The sequence below is a fragment of the Dyadobacter linearis genome (assembly GCF_907165045.1).
In the GTDB taxonomy this organism is placed as follows: domain Bacteria; phylum Bacteroidota; class Bacteroidia; order Cytophagales; family Spirosomataceae; genus Dyadobacter; species Dyadobacter linearis.
This window is the reverse complement of the sequence record NZ_CAJRAU010000005.1, coordinates 480,750-505,719: the sequence shown is the minus strand read 5'-3', so window position 1 is coordinate 505,719 and position 24,970 is coordinate 480,750. Positions and strand designations below refer to the sequence as shown.

Annotated in this window: 22 protein-coding genes and 1 rRNA gene; 10 read left to right on the top strand and 13 right to left on the bottom strand. The window is 44.1% G+C overall.

Annotated features, from left to right (window positions below; genetic code table 11):
* Positions 1-10: 10 nt before the first annotated feature.
* Positions 11-122 (top strand): 5S ribosomal RNA (rrf, locus tag KOD92_RS19250).
* Positions 123-1,189: 1,067 nt separating this feature from the next.
* On the opposite strand, the gene dxs is transcribed toward rrf, so the two are convergent.
* The 4 genes from dxs to mutL form a co-directional block, all read right to left on the bottom strand.
* Positions 1,190-3,136: a 1-deoxy-D-xylulose-5-phosphate synthase gene (dxs, locus tag KOD92_RS19245; protein ID WP_215235230.1), complete on the bottom strand. Its 1,947-nt coding sequence runs from the start codon at positions 3,134-3,136 to the stop codon at positions 1,190-1,192.
* Positions 3,137-3,226: 90 nt separating this feature from the next.
* Complete coding sequence (locus KOD92_RS19240; protein ID WP_215235200.1) at positions 3,227-4,141, bottom strand: rhomboid family intramembrane serine protease; 915 nt, start codon at positions 4,139-4,141, stop codon at positions 3,227-3,229.
* A 9-nt stretch (positions 4,142-4,150) separates the two neighbouring features.
* A complete protein-coding gene (locus KOD92_RS19235; protein ID WP_215235199.1) occupies positions 4,151-4,936 on the bottom strand; it encodes a rhomboid family intramembrane serine protease in 786 nt (261 codons plus the stop codon).
* Positions 4,937-4,993: 57 nt separating this feature from the next.
* Entirely contained in the window at positions 4,994-6,880 is a 1,887-nt protein-coding gene (gene mutL / locus KOD92_RS19230) for a DNA mismatch repair endonuclease MutL (protein WP_215235198.1), read from the bottom strand.
* Between the two features lie 238 nt (positions 6,881-7,118).
* Here mutL and KOD92_RS19225 point away from each other — a divergent pair, with 238 nt between their 5' ends.
* Positions 7,119-7,283: a hypothetical protein gene (locus KOD92_RS19225; protein ID WP_215235197.1), complete on the top strand. Its 165-nt coding sequence runs from the start codon at positions 7,119-7,121 to the stop codon at positions 7,281-7,283.
* An 84-nt stretch (positions 7,284-7,367) separates the two neighbouring features.
* Here the strand turns inward: KOD92_RS19225 and nagB are convergent, their stop codons facing one another.
* Positions 7,368-9,308, bottom strand: a complete 1,941-nt coding sequence (nagB, locus tag KOD92_RS19220; protein ID WP_215235229.1) for a glucosamine-6-phosphate deaminase — start codon at positions 9,306-9,308, stop codon at positions 7,368-7,370.
* 333 nt (positions 9,309-9,641) lie between these two features.
* Between nagB and glyA the strand changes: the two genes are divergently transcribed.
* From glyA to serS, 5 genes are all read left to right on the top strand, one after another.
* Complete coding sequence (gene glyA, locus KOD92_RS19215; RefSeq protein WP_215235196.1) at positions 9,642-10,946, top strand: serine hydroxymethyltransferase; 1,305 nt, start codon at positions 9,642-9,644, stop codon at positions 10,944-10,946.
* Positions 10,947-11,174: 228 nt separating this feature from the next.
* Positions 11,175-11,876 (top strand): tetratricopeptide repeat protein, encoded by a 702-nt coding sequence (locus tag KOD92_RS19210; protein WP_215235195.1) that lies wholly within the window; start codon positions 11,175-11,177, stop codon positions 11,874-11,876.
* Positions 11,877-11,968: 92 nt separating this feature from the next.
* Positions 11,969-12,481, top strand: a complete 513-nt coding sequence (gene ribH, locus KOD92_RS19205) for a 6,7-dimethyl-8-ribityllumazine synthase (RefSeq protein WP_215235194.1) — start codon at positions 11,969-11,971, stop codon at positions 12,479-12,481.
* Positions 12,482-12,658: 177 nt separating this feature from the next.
* Complete coding sequence (locus KOD92_RS19200; protein ID WP_215235193.1) at positions 12,659-14,017, top strand: aspartate kinase; 1,359 nt, start codon at positions 12,659-12,661, stop codon at positions 14,015-14,017.
* Positions 14,018-14,072: 55 nt separating this feature from the next.
* Complete coding sequence (serS, locus tag KOD92_RS19195) at positions 14,073-15,365, top strand: serine--tRNA ligase (RefSeq protein ID WP_215235192.1); 1,293 nt, start codon at positions 14,073-14,075, stop codon at positions 15,363-15,365.
* 28 nt (positions 15,366-15,393) lie between these two features.
* Here the strand turns inward: serS and KOD92_RS19190 are convergent, their stop codons facing one another.
* The 3 genes from KOD92_RS19190 to KOD92_RS19180 all read right to left on the bottom strand — a co-directional run bounded on the left by KOD92_RS19190 (position 15,394) and on the right by KOD92_RS19180 (position 19,308).
* A complete protein-coding gene (locus tag KOD92_RS19190) occupies positions 15,394-16,737 on the bottom strand; it encodes a MutS-related protein (protein ID WP_215235191.1) in 1,344 nt (447 codons plus the stop codon).
* A 61-nt stretch (positions 16,738-16,798) separates the two neighbouring features.
* Positions 16,799-18,040 (bottom strand): hypothetical protein, encoded by a 1,242-nt coding sequence (locus KOD92_RS19185; RefSeq protein ID WP_215235190.1) that lies wholly within the window; start codon positions 18,038-18,040, stop codon positions 16,799-16,801.
* Complete coding sequence (locus KOD92_RS19180; RefSeq protein WP_215235189.1) at positions 18,037-19,308, bottom strand: hypothetical protein; 1,272 nt, start codon at positions 19,306-19,308, stop codon at positions 18,037-18,039. Before KOD92_RS19180 ends, KOD92_RS19185 begins: the two co-directional genes overlap by 4 nt.
* Positions 19,309-19,494: 186 nt before the next feature.
* Here KOD92_RS19180 and KOD92_RS19175 point away from each other — a divergent pair, with 186 nt between their 5' ends.
* On the top strand, positions 19,495-20,634 hold the full coding sequence (locus KOD92_RS19175; RefSeq protein ID WP_215235228.1) for an acyl-CoA dehydrogenase: 1,140 nt from the start codon (positions 19,495-19,497) through the stop codon (positions 20,632-20,634).
* Positions 20,635-20,806: 172 nt separating this feature from the next.
* Positions 20,807-21,736 carry a helix-turn-helix domain-containing protein gene (locus KOD92_RS19170; RefSeq protein WP_215235188.1) on the top strand — a complete coding sequence of 310 codons (930 nt, stop codon included), beginning with the start codon at positions 20,807-20,809 and terminating at the stop codon, positions 21,734-21,736.
* 61 nt (positions 21,737-21,797) lie between these two features.
* On the opposite strand, the gene KOD92_RS19165 is transcribed toward KOD92_RS19170, so the two are convergent.
* Positions 21,798-22,226 carry a nuclear transport factor 2 family protein gene (locus KOD92_RS19165; protein ID WP_215235187.1) on the bottom strand — a complete coding sequence of 143 codons (429 nt, stop codon included), beginning with the start codon at positions 22,224-22,226 and terminating at the stop codon, positions 21,798-21,800.
* 145 nt (positions 22,227-22,371) lie between these two features.
* Here KOD92_RS19165 and KOD92_RS19160 point away from each other — a divergent pair, with 145 nt between their 5' ends.
* Positions 22,372-22,677, top strand: coding sequence for a hypothetical protein (locus KOD92_RS19160; RefSeq protein ID WP_229254752.1), 306 nt, complete (start codon positions 22,372-22,374; stop codon positions 22,675-22,677).
* Between the two features lies 1 nt (position 22,678).
* Here KOD92_RS19160 and nadD read toward each other — a convergent pair whose 3' ends face one another.
* The 4 genes from nadD to KOD92_RS19140 all read right to left on the bottom strand — a co-directional run bounded on the left by nadD (position 22,679) and on the right by KOD92_RS19140 (position 24,815).
* Positions 22,679-23,251, bottom strand: coding sequence for a nicotinate (nicotinamide) nucleotide adenylyltransferase (nadD, locus tag KOD92_RS19155; RefSeq protein WP_215235186.1), 573 nt, complete (start codon positions 23,249-23,251; stop codon positions 22,679-22,681).
* A 12-nt stretch (positions 23,252-23,263) separates the two neighbouring features.
* Complete coding sequence (gene gmk, locus KOD92_RS19150; RefSeq protein ID WP_215235185.1) at positions 23,264-23,833, bottom strand: guanylate kinase; 570 nt, start codon at positions 23,831-23,833, stop codon at positions 23,264-23,266.
* A gap of 9 nt (positions 23,834-23,842) precedes the next feature.
* The gene (locus tag KOD92_RS19145) at positions 23,843-24,133 is read right to left on the bottom strand and encodes a phosphohydrolase (protein WP_229254751.1); all 291 of its coding nucleotides are present in this window, start codon (positions 24,131-24,133) and stop codon (positions 23,843-23,845) included.
* Positions 24,134-24,215: 82 nt separating this feature from the next.
* Positions 24,216-24,815 carry a sigma-70 family RNA polymerase sigma factor gene (locus KOD92_RS19140; RefSeq protein ID WP_215235184.1) on the bottom strand — a complete coding sequence of 200 codons (600 nt, stop codon included), beginning with the start codon at positions 24,813-24,815 and terminating at the stop codon, positions 24,216-24,218.
* Between the last annotated feature and the right edge of the window lie 155 nt (positions 24,816-24,970).

Below are 24,970 nucleotides of genomic sequence, written 5' to 3'. Positions count from 1 at the left end.
CAAAGATCTTGTTGGTGACTATTGGCCTGGTGTTCACCTCTTCCCATCCCGAACAGAGAAGTTAAGCCCAGAACCGCCGATGATACTTGGGTCAAACCTGGTAAAGTAGGTAGTCGCCACAATACCATCCAAAAGACCATCCCCAAAAGGATGGTCTTTTTTGCGTTTGCAGCATGGTCCTTTTTCTCAGATTGCTTAGCTCTATATAACAACAATCCAGAACCGACGGCCAGACGACAACCGACTTTCAATCTCAAGCGGCAGCAGTTAATGCTGCTCCCTCCCAGTTTTTTTAGATAACTGGTCCCCAAAGACCATGCTTGCCGGGTAAGTTAACGAGGTGATCAATAACATCAGTTTAGAGCCGCTGAATGCGGCGTATCATCATATAAAGGATTATCCAGCTAACATCCGAAGATGCTTCCGGAAGTGCTGATTTAAGGCTATGTGAGCAACACCCTACCGAAGTTGTAAATTGGAAGCGGCACGTAGCTTACAGTGTGGCTGCTAAAGATGATGACCTTCCCGACTCGTCTGATTTTATCACGATCAGTAAAAAAAAGATGAAGGGTACCGTCGAAAAGCTCAACCAGATGTTGCGCAAAGGAGGATGTCGATAAAAAGAGGAAGGCAAAATTGCTACGTCACCAAGCTTTATTTTGTTAACATTGCCAGATATGAGAAGCAGGAAGCTATTTTAGACGACAAGAAGGTATAATAAAACCGAATGGGCGCCACACTCATGCGTTGAAGGAAGATTATATGTGCAACGACCAGTTAGAACTAGCTTATAATGTGTAGGTAACAACCTCCAACCAACTTAAATGCGCTCGCGCTAGGATAGGACGCTAAGGCGTAAGGCAATCCCCGAACGACAATAAAACGCCGACTGGCGTAGACTTGCGCAGGTAGTGTCTTCAGAAGTCGACCTCTCAAATAGTTTTCTGAAATTCAATACCAAATCCTCGTTTTGACATGTTACTTGCTAAAAGGACATGGGAAGCAATTAGTCTAAGATTGAGGCAAAGATGGAGTAACGCCTTCAGCGACAACAATCTCTGAAGGGACTAATCGCAAATTGCAGGCAAGCAGATTAGGGATACGGTTGGTTAGGTGCACGAAATATTAATCTAAGGCAACAAAACCCAACTACGTTAGATAATTAGCTATCTATGCACTCAATGGTCAACTATTCCAGAACCGCTGCTTTTGATCGTAATTCGATATTTATTAAGTCTTGAACGGACTTTGCAATCCCATTAGCATCCATACCGCATTCATGATATAACTCTTGCGGTTCTCCGTGTTCTACAATCGTATCGGGCACTCCGATTCTTTTGACAAGGTTAGAATAGCCATTATCGACCATAAATTCAAGCACAGCACTTCCAAATCCTCCTTGAAGACATCCGTCCTCTACCGTTACGATTCGTTCGAAAGAGGTGAAAATTTCATGGAGCAACTTTTCGTCCAGAGGTTTTGCAAAACGCATGTCATACAGTGCAGCAGAAATACCCTTTTTTTCTAATGAGTCACAAGCCTGATTTGCAGAATTACCAAGTGGACCAAATGATAAAATAGCCACATCTTTCCCGGCTCTTACATTTCTACCACGTCCGATCGTAATTTCTTCAAATGGTGTCTTCCATTGCGGCATCACGCCCGCGCCCCGCGGGTAGCGAATAGTTATTGCCTTAGTTCCTGATTGAAATGAACCTAATTGAGCAGTGTACATCATATTTCGCAGCTCCTGCTCATTCATCGGAGAGGCAACGATCATATTTGGAATGCAACGCATAAAAGCAATATCGTACACGCCATGGTGAGTAGGACCATCGGCGCCAACAAGTCCGGCTCTATCCAAACAAAAAACTACCGGTAATTCCTGAATACAAACATCGTGCACGACCTGATCGTATGACCTTTGCATGAAGGTGGAGTAAATATTACAGAAAACAACTTCACCCCGCGTCGCCATACCGGCCGAGAAAGTCACTGCGTGTTGCTCTGCAATTCCGACGTCAAAAGCTCTTTCAGGAATTTCCTCCATCATGATATTCAACGATGAACCCGAAGGCATCGCAGGAGTAATTCCCACGATCTTCTTATTCTCTTTGGCTAGCTCAACAATCGTGTGCCCAAATACATCCTGGTATTTTGGTGCCTGTGGTGTATCAAAAGTCTTTTTCTTTATCTCTCCGGTTATCTTATCAAAGATTCCTGGTGCGTGCCATTTGGTCTGGTCCTTTTCGGCGGGACCGTAGCCTTTTCCCTTAACTGTAAGACAATGTAAAATTTTGGGTCCTGGAATACTTTTGAGATCGTGAAGAACCTCAGTTAAATGACTGATATCGTTTCCATCAATAGGACCAAAATATCTTAAACCAAGTGACTCAAACAAATTGCTTTGACGCAGAATAGCCGTTTTCATGACCGTTTCTACCTTAGATACAATCTCCTGAGCACTTTTTCCAAAGTGACTCATCTTGCCCAGAAGATTCCATACTTCATCTCTAAACTTGTTGTAAGTCTGAGATGTGGTGATATCAGTCAAATATTCTTTCAAGGCGCCGACATTCGGGTCGATCGCCATGCAATTGTCATTGAGAATAATTATCAGATTTGAGTCAGTTGCTCCGGCATGGTTCATTCCTTCGAATGCCAACCCGGCCGTCATCGCACCATCTCCTATTACTGCAATATGCTGGCGCTCGTGGTTGTTTTCCAAAGCAGAAGCAACCGCCATTCCGAGGGCCGAAGAAATAGATGTGGAAGAGTGTCCAACACCAAATGCATCATAAATACTCTCCTTCCTTTTAGGGAAGCCTGCCAGGCCGCCATAAGTGCGGTTAGAATGAAAAGTATCTCTTCTTCCGGTAAGTATCTTATGACCGTAGGCCTGGTGACCTACATCCCATACGATCTGGTCGTCGGGCGTATTGAATACATAATGAAGCGCAACACTCAGTTCTACAACTCCAAGACTAGCTCCAAAATGGCCTCCGTAAACGGAAACGTTGTCAATTATAAATTGTCTTAGCTCATTGCATACATTGGGAAGCTGTGAGATATCCAGTTTTCGTAAGTCTTCCGGACTATCAATTTTAGCTAACAATTTGCCAGGAGTTATAAGCATACGGCGGGGTATTAAGATAAGATATTCAGCAAACTCTTGGTTTTCAAACAATCAACGAAATTAAGAAATTCGCTGTAAAATCTGTCGACGTTATTTTTGCTGGCTTGCTTTGAACAACTTTTGCTTCTCTTCTTTGGTCAGACTCTCATACCCGGACTTGGATATTTTATCCAAAATCATGTCGATCTCAGTTTGATCAGGCATTTCAATGGTGCCCGAAGACGACGAAGAATATACACTTGTACTACGGTAAACCTGCCTTTCGCGATAGGTAACTTGCATAGCAGGACGTTTTCTGAATAACCTCGACCAGCCAGCCATTACAGCATAAATAGGCTTGCCAAGGTCCGTTCCGCTTTGAAGCAATTTGATAAACATATACCCTACAAATGCGCCACCGAGGTGAGCAAGATTACCACCTGCATTCGGGCCGACGGTTTGAGCAAGTGAAAGAATAATGTAAAATAGCGCGATAAACTTAATGCGTATCGGCCCCAGGAATATCAGATTGAAAGTATAATTCGGGAGGAGTGTGGATGCACCTACTGCGACGGAAAATGCCGCCGCCGACGCACCGAGCATTCTTGAACCTTCAATATGTGCCTGGAAATAGGGAAGTACATTGTACAAAACCATGTAAGTCAGCCCCCCTGCGATACCGCCCAGAAAATATAGCGCAATCACACGTTTTGCGCCCAGATATTCGTCTACCAACTTGCCAAACCAGTAAAGGAAAAGCATATTGAATAGAATATGGAAAATGTCATCGTGGGTAAAAAAATAGGTAATGAGTGTCCAGGGCTTGTAAATAAATTCACTTGTCGCAGCGGGGAGCTGTACAGAGTTGATAACCAGTTGGTATATACCCGAACTTTGAGAAAGTGTCAGAATAATCTTTGACAGCAGCAATACAAGGAAAACCGCAGTATTGATCAAAATTATTTTTACAAGTGCATTCTCAGATTTAGCGAACTCGCGTTTTACATCATCAACAATATTGCCCATCTTCTTACCTTAATAGAAATTTGTTCTCTGCGTTCCCCAGTAACGAAGTAATATATATGCAAATAGCATTCCTCCGATATGGGCGAAATGCGCTACATTATCCGATTGAGCATTTTTAAAACCCGAATACAATTCATACAATCCGTAGAAAGCGACGAAATATTTTGCCTTGATAGGAAACGGGACAAACAGTAAAAACAGCTCAGTGTTTGGAAACAATAAACCAAACGCCATCAGAATACCAAAAATTGCTCCGGAAGCACCCACCATTGGTATACTAACCAGACGCTCATAATAGATATTCACGAAATTAATGCTATCCTGAATATAAGTGGTATTGGTTGGATTTTCTTCAAATTTGTTCAAAAAATTAAGCATCGATTCGTAAATCCCTTTGGCGTGTTTGCTCATAAAATCGGCCAGCGCGTCGGGTGTAGGATTTTGAGTAAATATCTCAACAGCTTGCCGTATCTGATTGTTCTCGAAATAATCGATTCCCGAAAACAAAAGTCCTGCTCCTATTCCGGTAAAGAAGTAGAAAAACAGGAATTTCTTAGGTCCCCACATCCGCTCCAGAAGTGGCCCGAACATGAACAATCCAAACATATTGCTAAACAAATGCCCCAGGCTTCCGTGCAAAAACATGTAGGTCACAAACTGATAAGGCATGAATTCGGGCGATAGCAGCGACCTTAATGCAAAATTCCCACTAAGATTGATAATGCTCGTGTCGACCAGATAGAACAGGACATTCAGTATCAGAAGGTTCCTTACAGTAGGGGTTATTGATAACATATAGGTATTTCTTGATCAAACTTTATTTTAGAACTACTTCTGTCCGTTCATTGGTTCCTAACTTCTAAATATGCTTGTCAGCTTATCCATAGTGAGCAAAACGATAATCGGCTCGCCGCTCGGAGTCCGGTTAGGATCCGTGGACGCAAATAACTGGTCGATGAGTGTATGTATCTCAACAAATGATAATTTGACAGCATACCGGACCGAAAACCTGCGGGCGAGTGAGCGTGACAGACTTTCCGGTTTGTTTAGTTTGAGATCAGAATAGCTTTGCTTTAATTGTTCTATCAGCTCTTCAAAAAGATCCTGTTCCCGTTCCTCGGGAAGATCTGCCGGAATTCCGCGAATGATCAACTCGTTCTGGCCAAATTCATCAAACTCGAAGCCCAGACTATGAATTTCCTTCTTGGTTTCCTTTACCAGTTGCATATCTGAATGCGTGAGCCTGATCCTCTTCGGAAAAAGCAGCTGCTGACAAGCGCCCGTCCTGTTGATGAGCATCTTACGATATCGTTCGTACAATATCCTTTCATACGCAGCTTTCTGGTCGATCAGCATGATACCATCTTTGACCTGCGAAAGAATATACCTGTTGTGAAGCTGAAAAAGCATTGCGTCACTTTCCGGGGCAGAAATTACTTCCGACGCCATTCTGTTGACCTTACTGGCTACGGTTTTAGATTCTTCCTGGTACGCGGGACGCGATACAGTTACCGGACTCGTATCAAAAGCAGCAATTTCACTACTCCGATCTTCCGTGTTTTGAAGTCCTTCAAAAAGCTTACTCCAACTGGTTAGGTTCGATTTAGAAGGTCCATGATCTGCTTTTCTGGACTGGGCGGCCCAGTCGGGCATGACAGTTCGCGGGATAAAATTGGGATTTGGTTCGGAAGATCCCTGGGTGAAGAAATTGACATTATCATCGAAATCAATCGACTGCGAGAAATTATACATTCCCACCGCTTTTTTTACCGCCGCCATTACAATCGCATACACCGACTTTTCGTCATCAAATTTGATCTCAGTTTTCGTCGGGTGAATGTTAATATCAATGTGAGAAGGATCAATATCCAGGAACAGCACATAAAACGGGTGACTTCCGTCCGGGATAGTCCCGTCGAACGCACTTATTACCGCGTGGTGAAGGTAACTATGCTTGATATAGCGGTCATTCACAAAGAAAAATTGCTCTCCCCTCGTCTTCCTGGCGAATTCCGGCTTGCCGATATATCCGCGCACACTTACATAAGAAGTTTCCTCCTGGCAGGAAGCGAGTTGTTCACGGTAACTTTTCCCGTAAATGTCGACGATCCTACGCACCAGCTTGGCCGGCGGAAGATTAAAAACCTCTGTATCGTTATGATGTAATGTCAAGCTTACTTCGGGATGAGCCAATGCAACGCGCTGAAATTCGTCCAGAACGTGCCGCATTTCTACCGAGTTTGATTTCAGAAAGTTCCGGCGCGCGGGTACATTGAAGAAAAGATTTTTAACCGAAATACTGGTCCCTGTTACAGCCGCTACACTTTCCTGCGTTTTGATTTCGGAACCGTCAATGCGGATTAATGTACCTAGTTCATCACCGTCCTGGCGCGTTCGTAATTCCACCTGCGCCACCGCCGCGATAGAGGCGAGTGCTTCTCCGCGGAAGCCCATTGTCCGTATGCTGAACAAATCTTCCGACTTACGGATCTTTGAAGTCGCGTGCCGCTCAAAAGACATTCTGGCGTCAGTTACCGACATGCCGGATCCATTATCTATTACCTGGATCAATGTCCGCCCTGCTTCTCTGAGCACCACCTGAATATGTGTAGCCTTTGCGTCGATCGCATTTTCGAGCAATTCTTTAACCGCTGATGCCGGCCGCTGCACAACTTCCCCTGCCGCAATTTGATTTGCAATAGAATCAGGTAACAGCTGTATAATGTCGGGTGACGGCATATTGAAATTGATTTTTTACTTATAACAAATAAACAAAAATTTTCGCAACCGGTTCTCGCCAAATGCGGGATTGCTGGTTTTCCAGGCGGAATTTAGTTGTTGTTTCAGTGGGGAATAATTATATATTTTGTTGAAATTTTGAACAATTGTCGAACGTTTTTTCGATCAGACTTTGTTAACTAGAAGTAATTTGCATAAATTGGGAAACTAAACTCCGAGGTACTAACCGATCTTAATTATGAAAGCACCAATTTTTAAAAGATTCAATTTTACGATGGCCTTACAGTGGCTGATATTTCTGCCGATCATTCTGCCATTATGCATTGTATTTGGTGCTTTTCAAGGCATTATGACTATGGTTGAGAAAATGTTCCAAAGAATGTGGGTGGATATGGAGTTGTAGAATATCTTCGCTGATAACGTAATTACCTACCAATAAAAAGAGAGAGCCAGGATATCCTGGCTCTCTCTTTTTATTGGTATAATCCTAAAATTTCCATCTTACGAACGCTTCCATTGCCTCATATTCGGCAAGTCCGAGCGAATCATACAAATGTGCGGTACCGCGATTCCGCTCTTCCGCTCTTTGCCAGAACTCCCGTGAATCTTCGCCCTGGAATACAACCCCGTCTTTTTGTGACTGGTGCTTGAAAATTCCCTGACGTTTTTTCAAAACCTGATCTGGACTCATCGGAACAGCCATTTCAATTTCATAAATATCCCATTCAGCCCAGGCGCCGCGATATAGCCAAACCCAGCAATCCTTCATGAAATTCTTATGTTTCGAACGGTGCAATGCCGCTTCGATCGCATCCCAGCAAACTTTATGCGTACCATGCGGATCGGCGAAATCCCCCGCAGCATAAATTTGGTGCGGCTTGATCTCCTCGATCAGGTTTTCAATGATCTTAATATCTTCTTCACCGATCGGCTTTTTCTGAACAGTACCCGTTTCATAAAAAGGCATATCGAGGAAATGCGCCTGGCTGGTTGGTATTCCTACAAAACGGCAGGTAGCCTTCGCTTCGCCTCTTCTCAGTAAACCCTTTACCTTGCGAATTTCAGGCGTATCGATTTCGCTGTCTTTGGTATGTTTCAGGAATTCTTTTGCGTCGAGGAAAAGTTGATTTGCGGAAGGACTATCAATAGAAAAGCCTTTGTTGAAATCAACCACAAAATCAATAAAACGCAAAGCCTCGTCGTCTGCTACTGCGATATTTCCCGACGTTTGATAAGCCACATGCACTTCATGTCCCTGATCTACGAGTCTTTGGAAAGTACCTCCCATCGAAATAATGTCATCATCGGGGTGCGGGCTGAAAATGAGAACACGTTTCTTTGTAGGCTGTGCGCGCTCAGGACGGTAGGTATCGTCGGCATTTGGTTTTCCGCCCGGCCAGCCGGTAATAGTATGCTGCAGTTGGTTGAATACATTGATATTGATCTCATAACCAGCTCCATATTGTGCGAGCAAGTCACTCATACCATTATCATTATAGTCTTTATCAGTTAATTTCAGGATCGGTTTGTTCAGGATCTTCGAAAGGTGTGTTACCGCCTTCTTGATCATTTTATTATCCCAGATCACCGAGTCAACAGCCCACGGAGTTTTAATGCGGGTAAGTTCTGAGGCGGCGCTTTCGTCCAGCACGAAAGAAACGTCGGGATGCGCCTGCAAATAGGAAGCAGGGTTCAGTTCAGTTACCGGCCCTTCCACTGCGCCCCTGATCACCGAAGCTTTTCTTTCACCCCAGGCAAGCAAAACAATGCGGCGCGCGTTCAATATCGGCGCAACCCCCAGCGTAATCGCTTTGCGAGGTACATTATGCAGACCGCCAAACTCCATGCCCGCAGCTACTCTTGTAGAATGATCGAGCGTGATCAGACGTGTGCGGGAATTGATCAGCGAGCCGGGTTCATTGAAACCAATATGTCCGTTTCCACCGATCCCAAGCAACTGGAAATCCAGTCCGCCGACCGCATTGATCTTATTTTCATAAGAAGTACAGTAATCGCGCAGCAATGCAGAAGGAACGGTACCGTCTGGTAAAAAGTAATTTTCTTTCGCAATATCAACATGGTCAAAAAGCTGCTCTTTCATGAACCTGTGGTAGCTATAAATAGAGTCAGGCTCCATTTGATAGTATTCATCCAGGTTAAAAGAAATCACGTTTTTGAAGCTTAACCCTTCTTCTCTGTGCATTTTCACAAGAAGTGCGTAAACCGTTTTGGGCGAAGAACCCGTCGCTAGCCCAAGGACACAAGGTTTACCTTCTTTTTGCTTCTGACGGATCAGGTCAGCAATTTCTTTGGCTACCGCGTAAGAGGCTTCTTTGGAATCCGCGAAAATCTGGGTTGGGATTTTCTCATAGGTGATAGGCTGGCCGATCGTTCCATTCGTGCCTTTTCCGTTGTTTGAAGCTTGCATCAGTATGGTCTGAGGACTTACCGTTTGTTGGCTCATGTTTCCTTGTTTTATTTTATAAGAGTTCTAGAATAGACAGGGCGGGAATTTACAGCATTTTCGTGTAAGTGCACGACCACGCAACAATATTTGGACGCAAAACTACGACACAAAGCTGATATTCTTAAAATAATTTAAAAACATCTTTTTACTTAAAAATACTGCTTCAAGCGAAATATAGGCAATTGATCGATCAGCTAAATCACCGGGAACATAAAGTAAGCCTTATTATTTCATTACGAAATAAATGCTCGTATTTTTGCGGCATCTTTCAGTCCATATCATAAAAATACACTCATGTCTACCATCACCAGCGTTGAACGTGACACCACCATTTTCGATCTGATCAACAGAGAGAAATATCGTCAGGAATCCGGTATCGAGCTTATTGCTTCTGAAAACTTTACTTCCCGTCAGGTGATGGAAGCTTCCGGCAGCGTTTTGACTAATAAATATGCCGAAGGTTTGCCAGGAAAACGCTACTACGGTGGATGCGAGGTAGTCGACGAAATTGAGCAGATTGCGATCGATCGTTTGAAAGAACTTTTCGGGGCTACCTGGGCAAATGTTCAGCCGCATTCAGGTGCGCAGGCTAATACAGCAGTTTTTCTGGCCTGTCTGAATCCGGGTGATAAAATTATGGGCTTCAACCTGGCACACGGAGGTCACCTTACCCACGGTTCACCAGTCAACATTTCAGGTAAATATTTCCAGCCTATTTTCTACGGCGTCGAAGCTGAAACAGGTTTGATCAACTGGGATAAAGTCGAGGAAACAGCATTGAAAGAGCGTCCGAAACTATTGATATGCGGAGCTTCTGCATACAGCCGCGACTGGGATTATGAGCGCCTGAGAAATATCGCTGACCAGATCGGCGCACTTTTAATGGCTGATATAGCTCACCCGGCAGGACTGATCGCGAAAGGACTGTTAAACGATCCGTTTGATCACTGCCATATTGTTACCACTACTACACACAAAACACTTCGCGGCCCAAGAGGCGGGGTGATTATGATGCGCAATGATTTTGAAAACCCATTTGGAATTAAAACACAGAAAGGACAGCTAAGAACAATGTCTTCGTTGCTGGATTCGGGTGTTTTCCCTGGCACCCAGGGGGGTCCGCTGGAACATATAATAGCCGCAAAGGCAGTTGCATTTGGCGAAGCTTTGAGCGAAGGATATTATAACTACGCAACGCAGGTTACCAGAAATGCGCAGGCAATGGCGAAAGCTTTTGTTGAAAAAGGATACCGCATTATTTCAGGCGGAACTGATAATCACCTCATGTTGATCGATTTGCGCACTAAGAACGGCATCGATTCAGGGCTGACTGGTAAATTGGCTGAAAATACTTTGATCAAGGCTGATATTACGATTAACAAGAATATGGTACCGTTTGATGACAAATCTCCAATGGTTACTTCTGGTATCCGTGTCGGAACGGCCGCGATGACAACCCGCGGGCTCATGGAGTCGGATATGGAGCGCATTGTGGATCTGCTGGATACTGTTTTGGTTAATCACGATAACGATTCTAAAATCGCTTCTGTAAAAGGAGAGGTGAATAACTGGATGAAACAATTCCCGCTATATAGTTAATATTGTAAAGTTGATAAGTGGAAGCGTGAAGGTATCTGTACTTTCACGCTTTTTGCATTTAGCGCAGTGTGGTTTTTGTTTATTTAAAGGACTAACCTATATCATAAATTTATCATAGCGTGGGTAGCCGCTATTTTCGGCCGGATTGAATGCAAAGAATTGTACAGCAACTTGTTTCGACTTAATAAAGTTTTCATAACTTTGCACTCCAAAATTGAATTAATTAATATGAGCAAGAAAAACGCGGACGAGGCTGGGCTGGAAATAATTGAAACTCCGGAAGCTTTAGCTGGCCAGATTAATAAGGCAGAGGCTTTCTTTATCAAGAACCGCAAAATAGTTTTAGGAATTGTTGGGGCGATATTGGTTGCAATCATTGGTTTTGCAGGATATCGCTTTTATATCGATGGCCAGGAAGGAACTGCTCAAAACGCGCTTGCAAGTGTTGTATACGATTTTGAAGCCGATTCGCTCCAAAAAGCATTGAATGGAAGTGGTGGAAATGAAGGTCTTCTTTCTATCGCCGATAGTTATAAAGGAACTGACGCTAGTAACCTGGCGAATTTCTATGCTGGTGTTGCCTTGCTCAAACAAGGAAAATATGACGACGCGATCAGTCACCTGAAATCTTTCAGCTCTTCTGACCTGTTGATCCAGGCCCGCGCGCAATCACTGATTGGTGATGCTTACTTTGAAAAAAACCTCCCGGCTGACGCTATTTCATATTATCAAAAAGCGTCAGACTACGAGAAAAACGAATATTTCACGCCGGTATATTTAATGAAGCTTGCCCTGGCTCAGGAAAAAGCAAGTAAGCCTGCTGATGCGATCGCAACGTATAAACGTGTTATCGAAGAATTCCCGCTTTCGTCGGAAGTGGTGAATGCTAAGAAATACATGGGATTATTAGAAGGACAGGTCGGCAAATAATGGTTAAACCATTCTGTTCTGCAAAAGGATAAAGCCGACATGGTTTTATCCTTTTTTTATTCATTTTACTCAAAGATTTAAAACAAAAATCAATGTCAAGTGCGGACAAAAATTTAAGTGTGTTCAATACGGCGGACCTTCCGGATATCGCAACAAAACGCTTCGCTATTCTGGTGGCAGAGTGGAACTCCGAAGTCACGGAAAAGCTTTTCGAAGGTGCATATCAGACCCTGGTACAGTATGGCGCCAAGCCTGAGAATATCGAAAGAGGCAACGTTCCAGGCAGTTTCGAGTTGACATTAGGTTCGCAGTGGTTTGCACAGCGGGAAGACATAGATGCGGTAATTGCCCTCGGAGTCGTAATTCAGGGTGAAACCAAACATAACGATTATATTAATCATTCTGTTTCTCAGGGAATTACCAATTTGAGTTTAAAAACAAACAAACCGGTAATCTTCGGTGTACTGACTCCCAATACCATGCAACAAGCCGTGGACAGGGCCGGCGGTATTCACGGAAACAAAGGAGACGAGGCAGCGATTACAGCGATCAAAATGCTGGGATTGTATTCGCAAATCACCAAAGGATCAGTCAAGCGGGGCTAGTATTGTCATTTATAGTCAGTTGTAGTCAAGTATTGTCATTTGTTGTCAGGTTTGGTCATTTTTATTAAGTATCAAAAAACAATTCCGAACCACACGCGACTAACTTGACCAATCTCGATCACCGCGGCACCCAAACATTCACTTATTCAGTCATTCAATCATTCACAATTCATTAATATGCAAGTCTGGAAATTTGGCGGCACTTCGGTTGGAAAGCCTGAACGTATGCATTCGATCAGAGAACTTCTCAACAGCGATCCCAATCGTAAAATAGTTGTTTTATCAGCGTTGTCGGGTTCTACCAATGCATTGATTGCAATTGGTGAGGCTGTAAAAGCATTCGACGACGCAAAAGCTGCGGTTTTGCTCGACGATCTGAAAACGCATTATAGTCTTTTTATCAAGGAGCTTTACGCCACGCCGGAAGGATTGCAGAAAGGGCAGGAGATCGTCGATACTGAATTCGGATATATTAAATCGTTGGTAGGGATCAAACCTTTCACCACCAAGCAGGACAAAGAACTGGTTGCGGAAGGAGAGATATTGAGCACGAAAATGTTTCAGGCTTATCTGGATGAAAAAGGGGATAGCTCGGTTTTGTTATCAGCACTCGATTTCATGCGTATAGACGCAGACGGAGAACCCGAACTGGCGACTATCGAAGAAAAGCTGGTTACTATCCTGAGCCAGTATTCCGACAAGCAGACTATCATTACGCAGGGATTCATTTGCCGGAACCCGCGTGAAGAAGTGGATAATTTGAAAAGAGGAGGTTCTGATTATACCGCGTCACTGATCGGCGGTGCGATCCGTGCTGACGAAATTCAGATCTGGACAGATATTGACGGAATGCATAATAATGATCCGAGGATCGTAAAACGCACATTCCCGATCCGTGAGCTTACTTTTGAAGAAGCTGCTGAACTTGCTTATTTTGGCGCGAAAATTCTGCATCCGAGCACGATTACGCCGGCTAAGCTGAGGAGTGTGCCGGTTCGTCTGAAAAACACAATGCAGCCGGAGGCACCAGGAACCCTGATTGCAAACCAGACTTCTGACAGGGAGATCAAGGCGATTGCTGCAAAGGACAATATCACAGCGATTTACATTCATTCGACCCGTATGCTGAATGCTTACGGATTTCTTCGCAGGGTATTTGAGGTATTTGAGAAATACAAAACGCCGGTTGATATGATCACAACTTCCGAGGTTTCTGTATCTGTTACCATCGATAACTCGGAACACCTTGAAAAGATCAGCGCAGATTTAAAGGAATTTGCAGATCTGGAAGAACACGATCTGGATCAGAATATCATTTGCATTGTCGGAAATTTCAGTGCGGATAAAGAAGGAATCGCATTAAAAGTGCTCGATGCTTTGAAACATATTCCAATACGAATGATTTCGTACGGCGCTTCCGAGCACAACCTTTCGTTGCTTATTCACTCTAAATACAAGGCTGAGGCGCTAAATGTGCTGAACGAGCGCCTGTTTTATTACGAGGATGCGATGAAAGACATTTTTACTGCTCCCTGATCTATTAGTTTTAAATCATTAAAGTTGTTTGCCAAAAGCAGACAGCAACATAAAGATGTTACAAACCAATTTTATTCGCGAAAACAGGGATTTCACAATCGCTGGATTGACCAAAAAGCATTTCAAGGACGCAGAACAAGCTGTTGACCGCATTATCGATCTTGACAAAAGAAGGCGGGAAGTGCAGCAGGAGCTTGACGACGTTCTGGCTGCTTCAAACAACAAAGCCAAAGAGATCGGCGGCTTGATGAAGGCTGGAAAGCAAAGCGAAGCCGAGGAGGCGAAAGCAGTGACAGCTACCCTAAAAGAACGGTCGAAATCACTGGACGAATCGCATAAGACCATCGAGGCTGAATTATTGGACGAGCTGGTTAAGTTGCCTAACCTCCCGCACAGCAGTGTTCCTGAGGGAAGAACTGCCGAGGATAATGTGAATATTCTGGAAGAAGGTGCTAAGCCAACCCTTCACCAGGGTGCACTTCCGCATTGGGAATTGATTAAAAAGCTGGGTAAAAACCAGGCACCGATCATTGATTTTGAACTGGGAAACAAGATTGCCGGCGCAGGTTTTCCAGTTTACAAGGGGAAGGCTGCAAGGTTACAGCGTGCGATGATCGCCTTTTTTCTGGATGAGGCGGGCAAGGCGGGATATACAGAAGTGCAGCCTCCCATTGTCGTGAATGCAGATTCCGGATTTGCGACTGGCCAATTACCCGATAAAGAAGGTCAAATGTACCACGACGCGCAGGACGATCTTTATCTGATACCGACGGCAGAAGTACCTGTTACCAACTTATATCGTGATGTAATCGTTGCTGAAACTGAATTGCCTGTCAGAAATGTAGCCTATACTCCTTGCTTCCGGCGTGAGGCGGGCAGCTGGGGCGCACACGTACGTGGCTTGAACCGTTTGCACCAGTTTGACAAAGTAGAGATTGTTCAAATCAATAAACCTGAGGAGTCTTACAAAGCTTTGGACGAAATGGTAGAGCACGTAAAAAGCCTGCTGGGCAAACTGGAACTTCCCTACCGGATATTACGCCTCTGCGGCGGTGATATGGGCTTTACCTCTGCATTGACCTATGATTTTGAGGTTTGGTCTGCCGGGCAGGAGCGTTGGCTAGAATGTAGTTCAGTTTCAAATTTCGAAACTTACCAGGCAAACAGGCTGAAACTTCGCTGTAAAGGCGCAGATAAGAAGACGCAGCTTTTACATACATTAAATGGCTCTGCGCTCGCATTACCGCGTATTCTGGCGGCTCTTTTAGAAAATAACCAACAGGCCGACGGAACAGTCAAAATACCGGCTGTACTAGTTCCTTACTGCGGGTTTGAAACAATTGAATAGGAAAAAGAATTACAATATTGAAAGGCTCTCACATTTGCGGGAGCCTTTTTGCTTTTTCGAAAATGGAGGTAATACCAACTGCATTCATGATAAGGCTGCCCACTCTTTCGTAAGCAATTCCATCTGCTATCTTGAATGAATTTTTAAATTGTTCGCCCAGGACAGTCGTTTTAAAGCACTTGTTGACCGCAAATTCGGCATCCATATAGCCTTCTGCCAGTTCCAGTAAGTGGGTTGAAATCATAAAATAAGAGCCGGGATATTTACAGAAACCGTCCAGTACCGTTTTCGAGCAATGAAATGCATCTTCCTGATTAGTACCCCGAAAAATTTCATCTACCAACACAAAACACCTGTCTCCCTGCTGCAAAGCCTCAGCAATACTTTTTACCCGCATCATTTCATTGTAAAAGTGACTGTATCCCGAAGTAAGATCGTCGGCGAGGTGGATGGATGTGAATAATCTGTCGAAGAATGGCAAGGTAATATTAGTCGCTGGAACAGGTAGGCCCAGGTGCGCTAGGTATATTGCCAGCCCGCAGGCTTTCAGAAAAGTAGTCTTTCCACTCGTATTGGCGCCGGTGATAATGCACACACTTTTATTCAAATCAATATGAATATCATTTGCGATACCATTTGGTATCAAAGGATGTTTGATCCCTGCCGCCGCAAATTTCTGGGTAGCGTTATCGAAATCGGGAAAAGTCAGTCTATGTAGTTCGGTAGTTTTCGCAATCGAGCGGTACGCGTCAAAACGATAGAATATGTCCAGCAGCCTGCGAAGTGCTTTTGCATTTGAAACCCTGAAATAATAGTCAATACTAAACACTTTCGTCTTGGCAATATCATTTTCATTTTGCTTCAAAAAAGACCGAATAGTGGGTGTAGAGAGAAATTTGCTGATAAATTGAACATCATCCTGAGCATCCTGCGGTATTACAGAATCCTGCATATTTACCAGCATTCGCTGCATTGCACGGAGCATTCTCAGCGTCGCCATTAAGCCACTCTGAATGCGATAAAATTCCTCCGGACTTTTGATATAATAAACCAACGTGTCCAGCCAGTGCATAACCGCATCCTGCGACATGGAATGCGCCACACTCAGCGACGAATATCCCTCTGCCGCCATTATATACGACCTGGGAATATCGATCAGGCAGGTGGCCGGTTTTTCTAAAATGGTTTTTATGAGTTGCTGAAACGACTGGACTTCGGCCAGGGTCGACCGGGGTTTGGAAAGCAGGGTTTTCAGGTAGTCGCTGCCGCCCTGGGTGAGGGTTTTGTCAAAAAACTGCAAAGCACTGAATGCGCCTTTCCGCTCGGCAAGTACTTGAAGCTCGTAAAGTGTATGCTGGTCAACGGGTTGCATTTGAAGATGTATGGTTCTCCAAATGTAAAAACGGGCTGGGTTTGTGGCGCGTTAAAGAAAGTTAAACTTCTTTTGACTTCGGGAAAGCCAGCCAGATAAAATAGCCGGTGAGTACCACAATCGATACCTGCATGGAATAGTCCAGCAATAAGTCCGAGGAAGCGGAGGTATCGGAAGGTGTGAGGTAACAGGGCATGCCCAGTCGCCACCAAAACGACGGATGGACTACACAAAGCACATTGTATGCAAAAAAGAGGGTTAGCTGCACTTTGTTTTTCCAATCGATTGTGTAAAAAACCAATGGTAACAGAAACAGAAAGATATAGTTACTGTAAGCACTTTGCTGCACGATCATCATTGTCGCGTACAAGATGATCCAAACGCGCGAAAGCATAATGCGGAAGTCGGAGTGGCGCATTCGCCAGGCGGCAAGCGTAGCGAGGCCCACAGACAATACCAGCCCGATCCAGTTCCAGAACTTTTCCCCCACACCAATTGCGTTGTGAAACAAAGGATTGATAATGGAAGGGATATTAGGTGCGCGCAACGTTTGCGCTTCGTCGAGTGGCTGCGTGAATTCCCAGCCTACCAGCGGGTATAATATCGCCAGTGAAGCAATTCCTATTAATACCATCGGAATAAGGAACCGCATTTTTTCTTTTTCGATTAAAAAAAGCGGCACGAGGATCAATACAAAGATCGCCTTCGTCATCAATAGCCCGATCGCAAGAATCACTGCGTACCATTCAACCCGCAAAGTACGCTCGCGGACGAGGTAGGCAAGTATTACAAAAAGCCACATCCACACGTCTTCCTGCGCACCTACGATGCAGAGTACCAGCGAGCCGGGCAGCAAAAGATATATGATCGACAAAAAAAGTAGTCTGCCTTTTGATTGAAAAGCCCTGAAAAAGTGGTAGCTGAGCAACAATGCAACACCGTCCATTGCCGCCATCGTCAGGACGATCATTTTGGCATTGAACCAGAATTTTAACCAGATACCTAAAAAATACGGATATAACGGAGAATAAGGTGACCAGAAATCTCTGTAAACAACCTGACCGAGTGAGGCTTTGCTCCCTTCGTCCCAAAATCCGTTCACGTCGGAAGTGGTTTCCATGCCGGCTACAATATAGATTGCAAGGAAGGGGAGCAGCCTGAGTATTGTCCAGCTTATCAGAAGCGTTTTTTCAACCGATTTTCTATCGAGCCAGGTAATCAGCCGGTTTTTGAAAAACAGCAGGAAAACAATTACAAGAACGCAAAGCAGACTAATGCCTAATTTGGCCAGAACGATATTCATGCCAATACGGGGTTTTCGGAAGGTGCGATCTTGCGGTAAGTTTCCCGGAGTATCCAGAGGAAGCAAAGCACATTCAGTATTTCCAGGATGTATTCAAACAAGAATGAAATGTCGCCGAACATGCCGAGTGACGTATAAGCGGGCTGTTTAATATAAACCCAAACAAAAGGCTGAACGACAGTGAGCCAGTTGAGTGCCAAGAGTACAACAACGTGGACTGTTTTGCGGATATCAATGATCTCAAATATCACCGCCATTAAATAGGCGATCACATAAGCGCCCATTGCGCTGGCCTGGAATACCATCATACATACAAAGCAAGCGATAAATATGCTCGGTAATACCTGATTAATGTGTTTGTGGCGCGATTTAAAAGCCATGAAAACGGGTACAAATACAGTAAACAGCAGCCCAAACCAGTTGAGCAGTCCCGAATTCTTTGCATCGATCTTAACAAAAAACTCGATAAATGGGCGGCCAACCGAGAATAGATTTGGCGTCATTAATTGCTCGGTGTGCCTGATCGGCATCAGAAACAGATCGCCGATTTGCCAGTACAGAAAACCGACAGCTGGCAGACCAATCGCCGCCATAACGATCAGCATTTTTACAGGTTTTTTAACTAAAACCAAAACCGCAGGAAGCAATAGTATAAATGTCACTTTAATAGTCAGCAATGCGATCGCATAAAGGATTCCCAGGCCGATCTCGTAATTCACGGTCTGTTTTAAAGTATACCGCCACATCACCAGCGCAGCGCCCCAGAACCATACTTCTTCTTGCCCATCCACGAGAATATACATAAAACCCGCGGGCAGCAGAAAATAGATGATAGCCAGCTGCAATGCACGGGGCGAGCGGCTTTTATAGGTCTGATAAGTGAGCCACAGAATGCCGGCTTCCATCAAAACCATAAATAGAACGATCGCGCGCGCGTTGTGCCACAGCCAAACGGGAATACTTATAATATATGCATACAACGGAGCGTGGTAGGACCAGAAGTCACGGTACACGAAACCACCGGCTTTTGCAGCGACTGCTTTATAGAAAAAGAAAGGAATATCGCCCCTCGGCTCTTCGTTAACTATCAGGAAAATGCCGATCCAGGGTACGAAGCGAAAGAGGAGAAAACTAAGGCCAAAGACCAGCTTATCATTGCCTGACTGCCAGCGGGAAAAGAGATCGGACCGGGTAATTGTCCAGATGATTCCCAGTGTCAACCCCAGATTAATGAGGAGCTTAATGTAAAAAACGGTAAGAACAGGCATCTAAAATCTGTCGAAATCAAGGCGCAAACTTAAAACAAGTTTCCTGATAATGAGTAGCTAATAGTAAAGTTTTAATGTAAAGGGAAAAAGGTATGCTTGCATACTATAAGGCAAAAATCTATTTTTGATAAAGATCATATTTTGTAACCACCGTACAGTATGGCGTTTAGCGGACAATTAAATGGAATGGATTTCAACCTGAGCGAAGAGCACCTGGCGGTTCGCGACGCTGCCCGCTATTTTGCACAAAACGAATTGTTGCCGGAAGTGATTGAGCGGGATAACGCCCAGAAATTTGATCCTGTGCTACTCAAAAAAATGGGCGAACTGGGGTTTCTGGGAATGATGGTTTCGCCGGAGTACAACGGCAGCGGAATGGATACGCTCTCTTACGTACTGGCTATGGAGGAAATTTCCAAGATCGATGCGTCGGCCGGTGTGATCATGTCGGTAAATAATTCGCTGGTATGCTGGGGAATTGAAAAATATGGATCGCAGGAGCTCAAACAAAAATACCTGACGAAACTTGCCACGGGCGAAATGATCGGCGCGTTCTGTTTATCGGAGCCTGAGGCCGGTTCTGATGCTACTTCCCAGCACACCACGGCTGTCGATCGGGGCGGTTATTATCTGCTGAACGGGACCAAGAACTGGATAACAAATGGAAATACTTCAAACGTTTGCGTCGTAATCGCTCAGACAGACCCTGAGAAAAGGCACAAAGGGATCAATGCGTTTTTGGTGGAGAAGGGTGTGGAAGGTTTTGAGGTCGGTAAAAAAGAAGACAAAATGGGCATTCGTGCTTCGGATACACATACTTTGATGTTCTCTGATGTAAAGGTTCCGAAGGAGAACAGAATAGGGGACGACGGATTCGGGTTCAAGTTTGCGATGAATGTATTGAACGGGGGCAGGATCGGTATTGCGGCCCAGGCGCTGGGAATCGCCGCCGGCGCATTTGAGCTTTCCTTGAAATATTCCAAAGAGCGGAAAACTTTCGGCAAGCCGATCAGCGATCACCAGGCTATTCAGTTTAAGCTGTCGGAAATGGCGACAAAAATAGAGGCGGCGCGGTTACTTGTCTATAAATCAGCCCGTATGAAAGACGAGGGAAAAGATTACGTACAAGCTGCGGCGATGGCTAAATTATTTGCATCCGATGTTGCAATGTGGGTCACTACCGAGGCTGTGCAGGTACACGGCGGCTATGGATACGTAAAAGAATATCACGTCGAGCGGCACATGCGCGACGCGAAAATTACGCAGATTTATGAGGGTACCTCTGAAATACAAAAACTCGTAATAGCCAGGGAGCTACTTAAATAGTTGATTTCAGAAGATCGAATCCATTTTATTCTGAATCTTGGATTTAAATGATATCAAAATATCATTTTTTTTGAATTTTTGTCAATCTATACTTGTATTAGTTTTGTACAATTTATTAGATTTGTACAAAAATTGAAAGTTACGGTCAAAAGGACCCTTAAACATATCAGGTATGGAAGATTATAATAAGATTATTGAATCTTTAGGGGTGAAATTCGTGAAAGCCCGTCATATACGGATTTTGCAACCTATTACGATTAAAAATTTCTACGACGTCCAGAACTCGCTTACGATTTTGTACGACGGTGAAGTTTCTTTCGGGTCGGAAGAATCGCAGCGTGTGGAGGAAGGCGATATGCTTTTTATTCCAGGCGGAAAACATGCGACTGTGACTTACGGAAATACGCAGACTGCGAAAACGGTTTCGAACGAGGAGTTTATGACCAACCGTGATAACTATATCGACGCTGGTCACGATCCTGCATTAATTGGAAAACTACCTAACTCATTCGGACTGATATCTTTCGAAGCAAAGGTTTTTGATACTGTCAACTTCTTCACTTCCCTGGATGTACCTCCGTTTTTGATCAAAAGAGACGATCAGATTGCAGCGACTATCAACCAGATATTGACAGAAGATATGCTCGATACTCCTGGAAAGGGACGCATTATCAAGATCAAAACGGAAGAGGTGGTGATTGAGATCATTCGTTACATTCTGAAAAACAAATTGTTTGTTGAGCAGCTGGTTACGAATAGTACTTATTTCAAGGATCCACGTCTGATTGACATTTTCGCTTATATTAAAGACAATCTGGGTGGAGATCTTTCCAACAAGGTACTTGCCAACGTAGCAAATGTTTCTGAGGATTATGTTGGTCAATATTTTAAAATGCTGACCGGGATCAACCCACAGGATTATATCGAATACCAGCGTATGGAAAAAGCGGTTGATTTGCTGCGTACTTCCAAGAAAAGCATTCGCGCGATCGGTTCAGATGTAGGTTACAAAGACACCGCTTATTTCTGCCGTCGTTTCAAAATGATGTTTGGTATTCCGGCCGGCAAAATGCGCCGTCGTGAATCGCTGATGAACGTATAGAAATTACATAATATGAATTTAAAAGGAGCTCAATAGGCTCCTTTTTTTCGTTTATGCGGACTTATTGGACCGGCGTGAGCTGGACTGCGGATACCTGCCATTTGGCTCCGCTTCGGGTGCATACTGCCATAAATGAAAGATCGCCCTGAAAGCTGTTATTTCTGAATCGCGCCCTGATACTCCACAATCCTGTGACAATCGCTACATCGCGGTAATTTCTTGTACTAATGCCCGATATCATGCCGGATTCTACAACGAGGAGTCCATCGTTCACTGTTTGAATAAGTTGCTGCCGGTTGATCGTTTGTCCATTGAAGCTTACAACCGTAAAGTCGGCAGTGAGAATGCCTTCCAATGCATTTATATCCTTTTCCTGCAATGCAATAAAAAACTGCCGCGCACAGTCGGTTCCGTCGATTGGTTGTGACAGTTGAGCATTTGCGGACAGAACAAATGAAAACTGGATCAAAAACAGCAAAATGAATTTCATGTCAGGAGAAGTATAAGTAGCTTCGCGGATAGATTTAAACTTAACGAAAGGAGTGTTTAAAATGAGATTTCCGGCCAAGATTTATACATGGATATTAATAGGTTTTCTGGCAGCGTGTTCTTCGGCACCGGACAAATTAGGAAATTTGGATCTAAAAAAATGGCGTGCTGACCGGGGAGGCTGCAATAACGCACGTTCGACCCAGAAAGCAGATTTCAAGTCTATTGAAAAAGAATTGAAAGGAAAGTTTGCGGATGATATAGGCAAGCTGCTTGGCCGCCCTGATATTCACCAGCTGGGAGAACGAAACCAGAAGTTTTACGTCTATTTTTTACAAAAAGGGCCTCAGTGTGAAGATATGAAGGCCAAATCGGAGGCGGAGAAAGTGATTCTTAAATTCAATGCAGTTGGATTACTTTCAGAGATCACTTATCAAACAAGACCACTTTAGATCAGAGATAAAATTTCTTGATTTTGATCAGCTGCTCCACCGATTCGGGAACCAGGTATTTGATAGAGACTCCGTTTTTTAGGGAATTTCGGATAAATGTCGCCGAAATATCCAGCAGAGGCGCTTCGATGAACCTTACTGCCGGGTGATTTCCAAAAATGTGTTTTTTTGAATTGGGCCGGTTGTAAACATACAGACCCGTATATTCCAGGATCTGCTCGTAATTTTTCCAGTTAGGAAATTGAGCCAGATTGTCCTCGCCCATAATCAGCTTGAATTCGTGCTGAGGGAATTTCTCCTGGATCCGGATCAGCGTATCAATCGTGTAGCTTGGCTTCGGCATGTGAAATTCCACGTCACTCGCCTTAAATGCCGCATTGTCAGAGATTGCACGCTGTACAAGATCGAAACGGTCAAACTCGTGCAACAGACTGTTGTTCTTTTTAAAGGGATTTTGCGGACTGACAATGAACCAGATCTGTTCCAGATCCGTAGTCGCGTGCATGGTATTAGCGATAATCAGGTGTCCAATATGGATGGGATTGAAAGACCCAAAAAAAAGTCCGATTTTCATCGCGGGGGAAATTTAAAGTTCCAGAAAATCCTTCACCAGGATCTCTGCACTTTCCAATGCATTATTCAGCTCATCGTTAATCAGTACCACGTCGAACTCGTGCTCGAAACTTTGTTCGTAGCGGACTTTCGCTAACCTGGTAGCCAGCGTTTCCTCGGTTTCAGTTCCTCGTCTCGAAAGGCGGCGCTTGATCTCAGCTTCGGAAGTTACTTTTACAAACACGCCTAGGGCGCTGTCTCCGTAAGCTTCTTTGAGTTTCAATCCACCTTTGACGTCAACATCGAAAACGACGTGCTTACCTTCGTCCCAAAGCCGCTGGATCTCGGATTTTAGGGTACCATAATAATTTCCGGCATATACCTCTTCCCACTCTGCAAATTCCTGGTCGGCGATCTTTTGCCGGAAATCTGCGAGCGTTAGAAAATAATAATCTTTACCGTCAATCTCGTGGTCCCGCTTTGCACGCGTGCAAGCCGAGACAGAGAATGCGAGCTGATTATTAAATGTACTTAAAAGGTGTCTGACAATGGTGGTTTTTCCAGAACCGGAAGGAGCAGAGAATATGATGAGCTTTCCTTTCACACGAACAGATTAACTGTTGATTTTAGATAGGATCGTATTGAGGATACTTTCGGGGCAGGGCTTTTTTGCAATTTTCTGATTAAGTGAATCTTTGATGCATTTTTCCAGGCGGTAAGATTCGATGCAGGGAATGCATTTATCCATATTGACACGAAAATGTTCCTTCTCAGCGTCCGTCGCCTCATCATCCAGAATAGCCTGGATTACCTTCATACACTGAGCGTGATGATCACACGTGTGCTTCATTACTTTGTCTTGCGCAGCTTCTGTCACAGAAGGCGTCGTAGGGGATGCATTCATTACCTAAAATGAAATAAGGAATAATGGAATAAGTTTCAGTTGTACCTTATAACCGAATAGGTTGTAAAAAAAGTTTCACAACCTATGAATCGTATCCCATTGTGCTGGCATAACTCTTCAATTTTTCTTTCAAAAGATTACGCGCACGGTGCAGTCTGGACCTTACAGTACCGATCGGAATGTCCAGGATCTTCGCCATTTCTTCGTACGTAAATCCTTCAATATCACACAGGATAATCACAGTCCGAAAGTCTACTGGAAGTGCATTCAATGCATTTGCTACCTCATCTCCGATCAGTTCCTGAACCGCGTCAGCACGAAGGTCCACGGTATACGTAGTGTCCGACGCTTCTTCTGAATTGTAAGTTGTTTCTACTTCCTGATAATCTACTTTTGAAGGCTCTTTGCTCTTTTTACGATAGTCGTTAATAAAGCTATTTTTCAGGATTCTAAATAACCAGGCTTTTGCATTAGTACCCTGTTCAAAAGAAGAAATAAAACGAAATGCTTTTAAATATGTGTCCTGAACCAAGTCATTTGCATCGTCTTCATCCATGGTAAGGCGGAAGGCGAAGTTGTACATGGAGTCTATATGAGGCATGAACTCGCGGTTAAATACTTCATAACGAAGATCATCCGTGTATTCATTAGTCGTGAGCGTTTCTGACATGGCAACTGACATAGGAATGCTGAATTTACAAAGATTAATAACAGCTCCAAACGGTGCAAATTAATTTTGACAAGTGGCTCGTTGAAGCTATATAACAGCCACTCCTTCACGATAAAATTACAATTGAGAGGAAATCTGACCGGTTCCCAATGCGATCTAAGTCATCG

Excerpts from the sequence above, each read along its gene's own strand:
- dxs (WP_215235230.1), bottom strand. The coding sequence starts at position 3,136 with ATGCTTATAACTCCTGGCAAATTGTTAGCTAAAATTGATAGTCCGGAA.
- KOD92_RS19240 (WP_215235200.1), bottom strand. The coding sequence starts at position 4,141 with ATGGGCAATATTGTTGATGATGTAAAACGCGAGTTCGCTAAATCTGAG.
- KOD92_RS19235 (WP_215235199.1), bottom strand. The coding sequence starts at position 4,936 with ATGTTATCAATAACCCCTACTGTAAGGAACCTTCTGATACTGAATGTC.
- mutL (WP_215235198.1), bottom strand. The coding sequence starts at position 6,880 with ATGCCGTCACCCGACATTATACAGCTGTTACCTGATTCTATTGCAAAT.
- KOD92_RS19225 (WP_215235197.1), top strand. The coding sequence starts at position 7,119 with ATGAAAGCACCAATTTTTAAAAGATTCAATTTTACGATGGCCTTACAG.
- nagB (WP_215235229.1), bottom strand. The coding sequence starts at position 9,308 with ATGCAAGCTTCAAACAACGGAAAAGGCACGAATGGAACGATCGGCCAG.
- glyA (WP_215235196.1), top strand. The coding sequence starts at position 9,642 with ATGTCTACCATCACCAGCGTTGAACGTGACACCACCATTTTCGATCTG.
- KOD92_RS19210 (WP_215235195.1), top strand. The coding sequence starts at position 11,175 with ATGAGCAAGAAAAACGCGGACGAGGCTGGGCTGGAAATAATTGAAACT.
- ribH (WP_215235194.1), top strand. The coding sequence starts at position 11,969 with ATGTCAAGTGCGGACAAAAATTTAAGTGTGTTCAATACGGCGGACCTT.
- KOD92_RS19200 (WP_215235193.1), top strand. The coding sequence starts at position 12,659 with ATGCAAGTCTGGAAATTTGGCGGCACTTCGGTTGGAAAGCCTGAACGT.
- serS (WP_215235192.1), top strand. The coding sequence starts at position 14,073 with ATGTTACAAACCAATTTTATTCGCGAAAACAGGGATTTCACAATCGCT.
- KOD92_RS19190 (WP_215235191.1), bottom strand. The coding sequence starts at position 16,737 with ATGCAACCCGTTGACCAGCATACACTTTACGAGCTTCAAGTACTTGCC.
- KOD92_RS19185 (WP_215235190.1), bottom strand. The coding sequence starts at position 18,040 with ATGAATATCGTTCTGGCCAAATTAGGCATTAGTCTGCTTTGCGTTCTT.
- KOD92_RS19180 (WP_215235189.1), bottom strand. The coding sequence starts at position 19,308 with ATGCCTGTTCTTACCGTTTTTTACATTAAGCTCCTCATTAATCTGGGG.
- KOD92_RS19175 (WP_215235228.1), top strand. The coding sequence starts at position 19,495 with ATGGATTTCAACCTGAGCGAAGAGCACCTGGCGGTTCGCGACGCTGCC.
- KOD92_RS19170 (WP_215235188.1), top strand. The coding sequence starts at position 20,807 with ATGGAAGATTATAATAAGATTATTGAATCTTTAGGGGTGAAATTCGTG.
- KOD92_RS19165 (WP_215235187.1), bottom strand. The coding sequence starts at position 22,226 with ATGAAATTCATTTTGCTGTTTTTGATCCAGTTTTCATTTGTTCTGTCC.
- nadD (WP_215235186.1), bottom strand. The coding sequence starts at position 23,251 with ATGAAAATCGGACTTTTTTTTGGGTCTTTCAATCCCATCCATATTGGA.
- KOD92_RS19145 (WP_229254751.1), bottom strand. The coding sequence starts at position 24,133 with ATGAATGCATCCCCTACGACGCCTTCTGTGACAGAAGCTGCGCAAGAC.
- KOD92_RS19140 (WP_215235184.1), bottom strand. The coding sequence starts at position 24,815 with ATGTCAGTTGCCATGTCAGAAACGCTCACGACTAATGAATACACGGAT.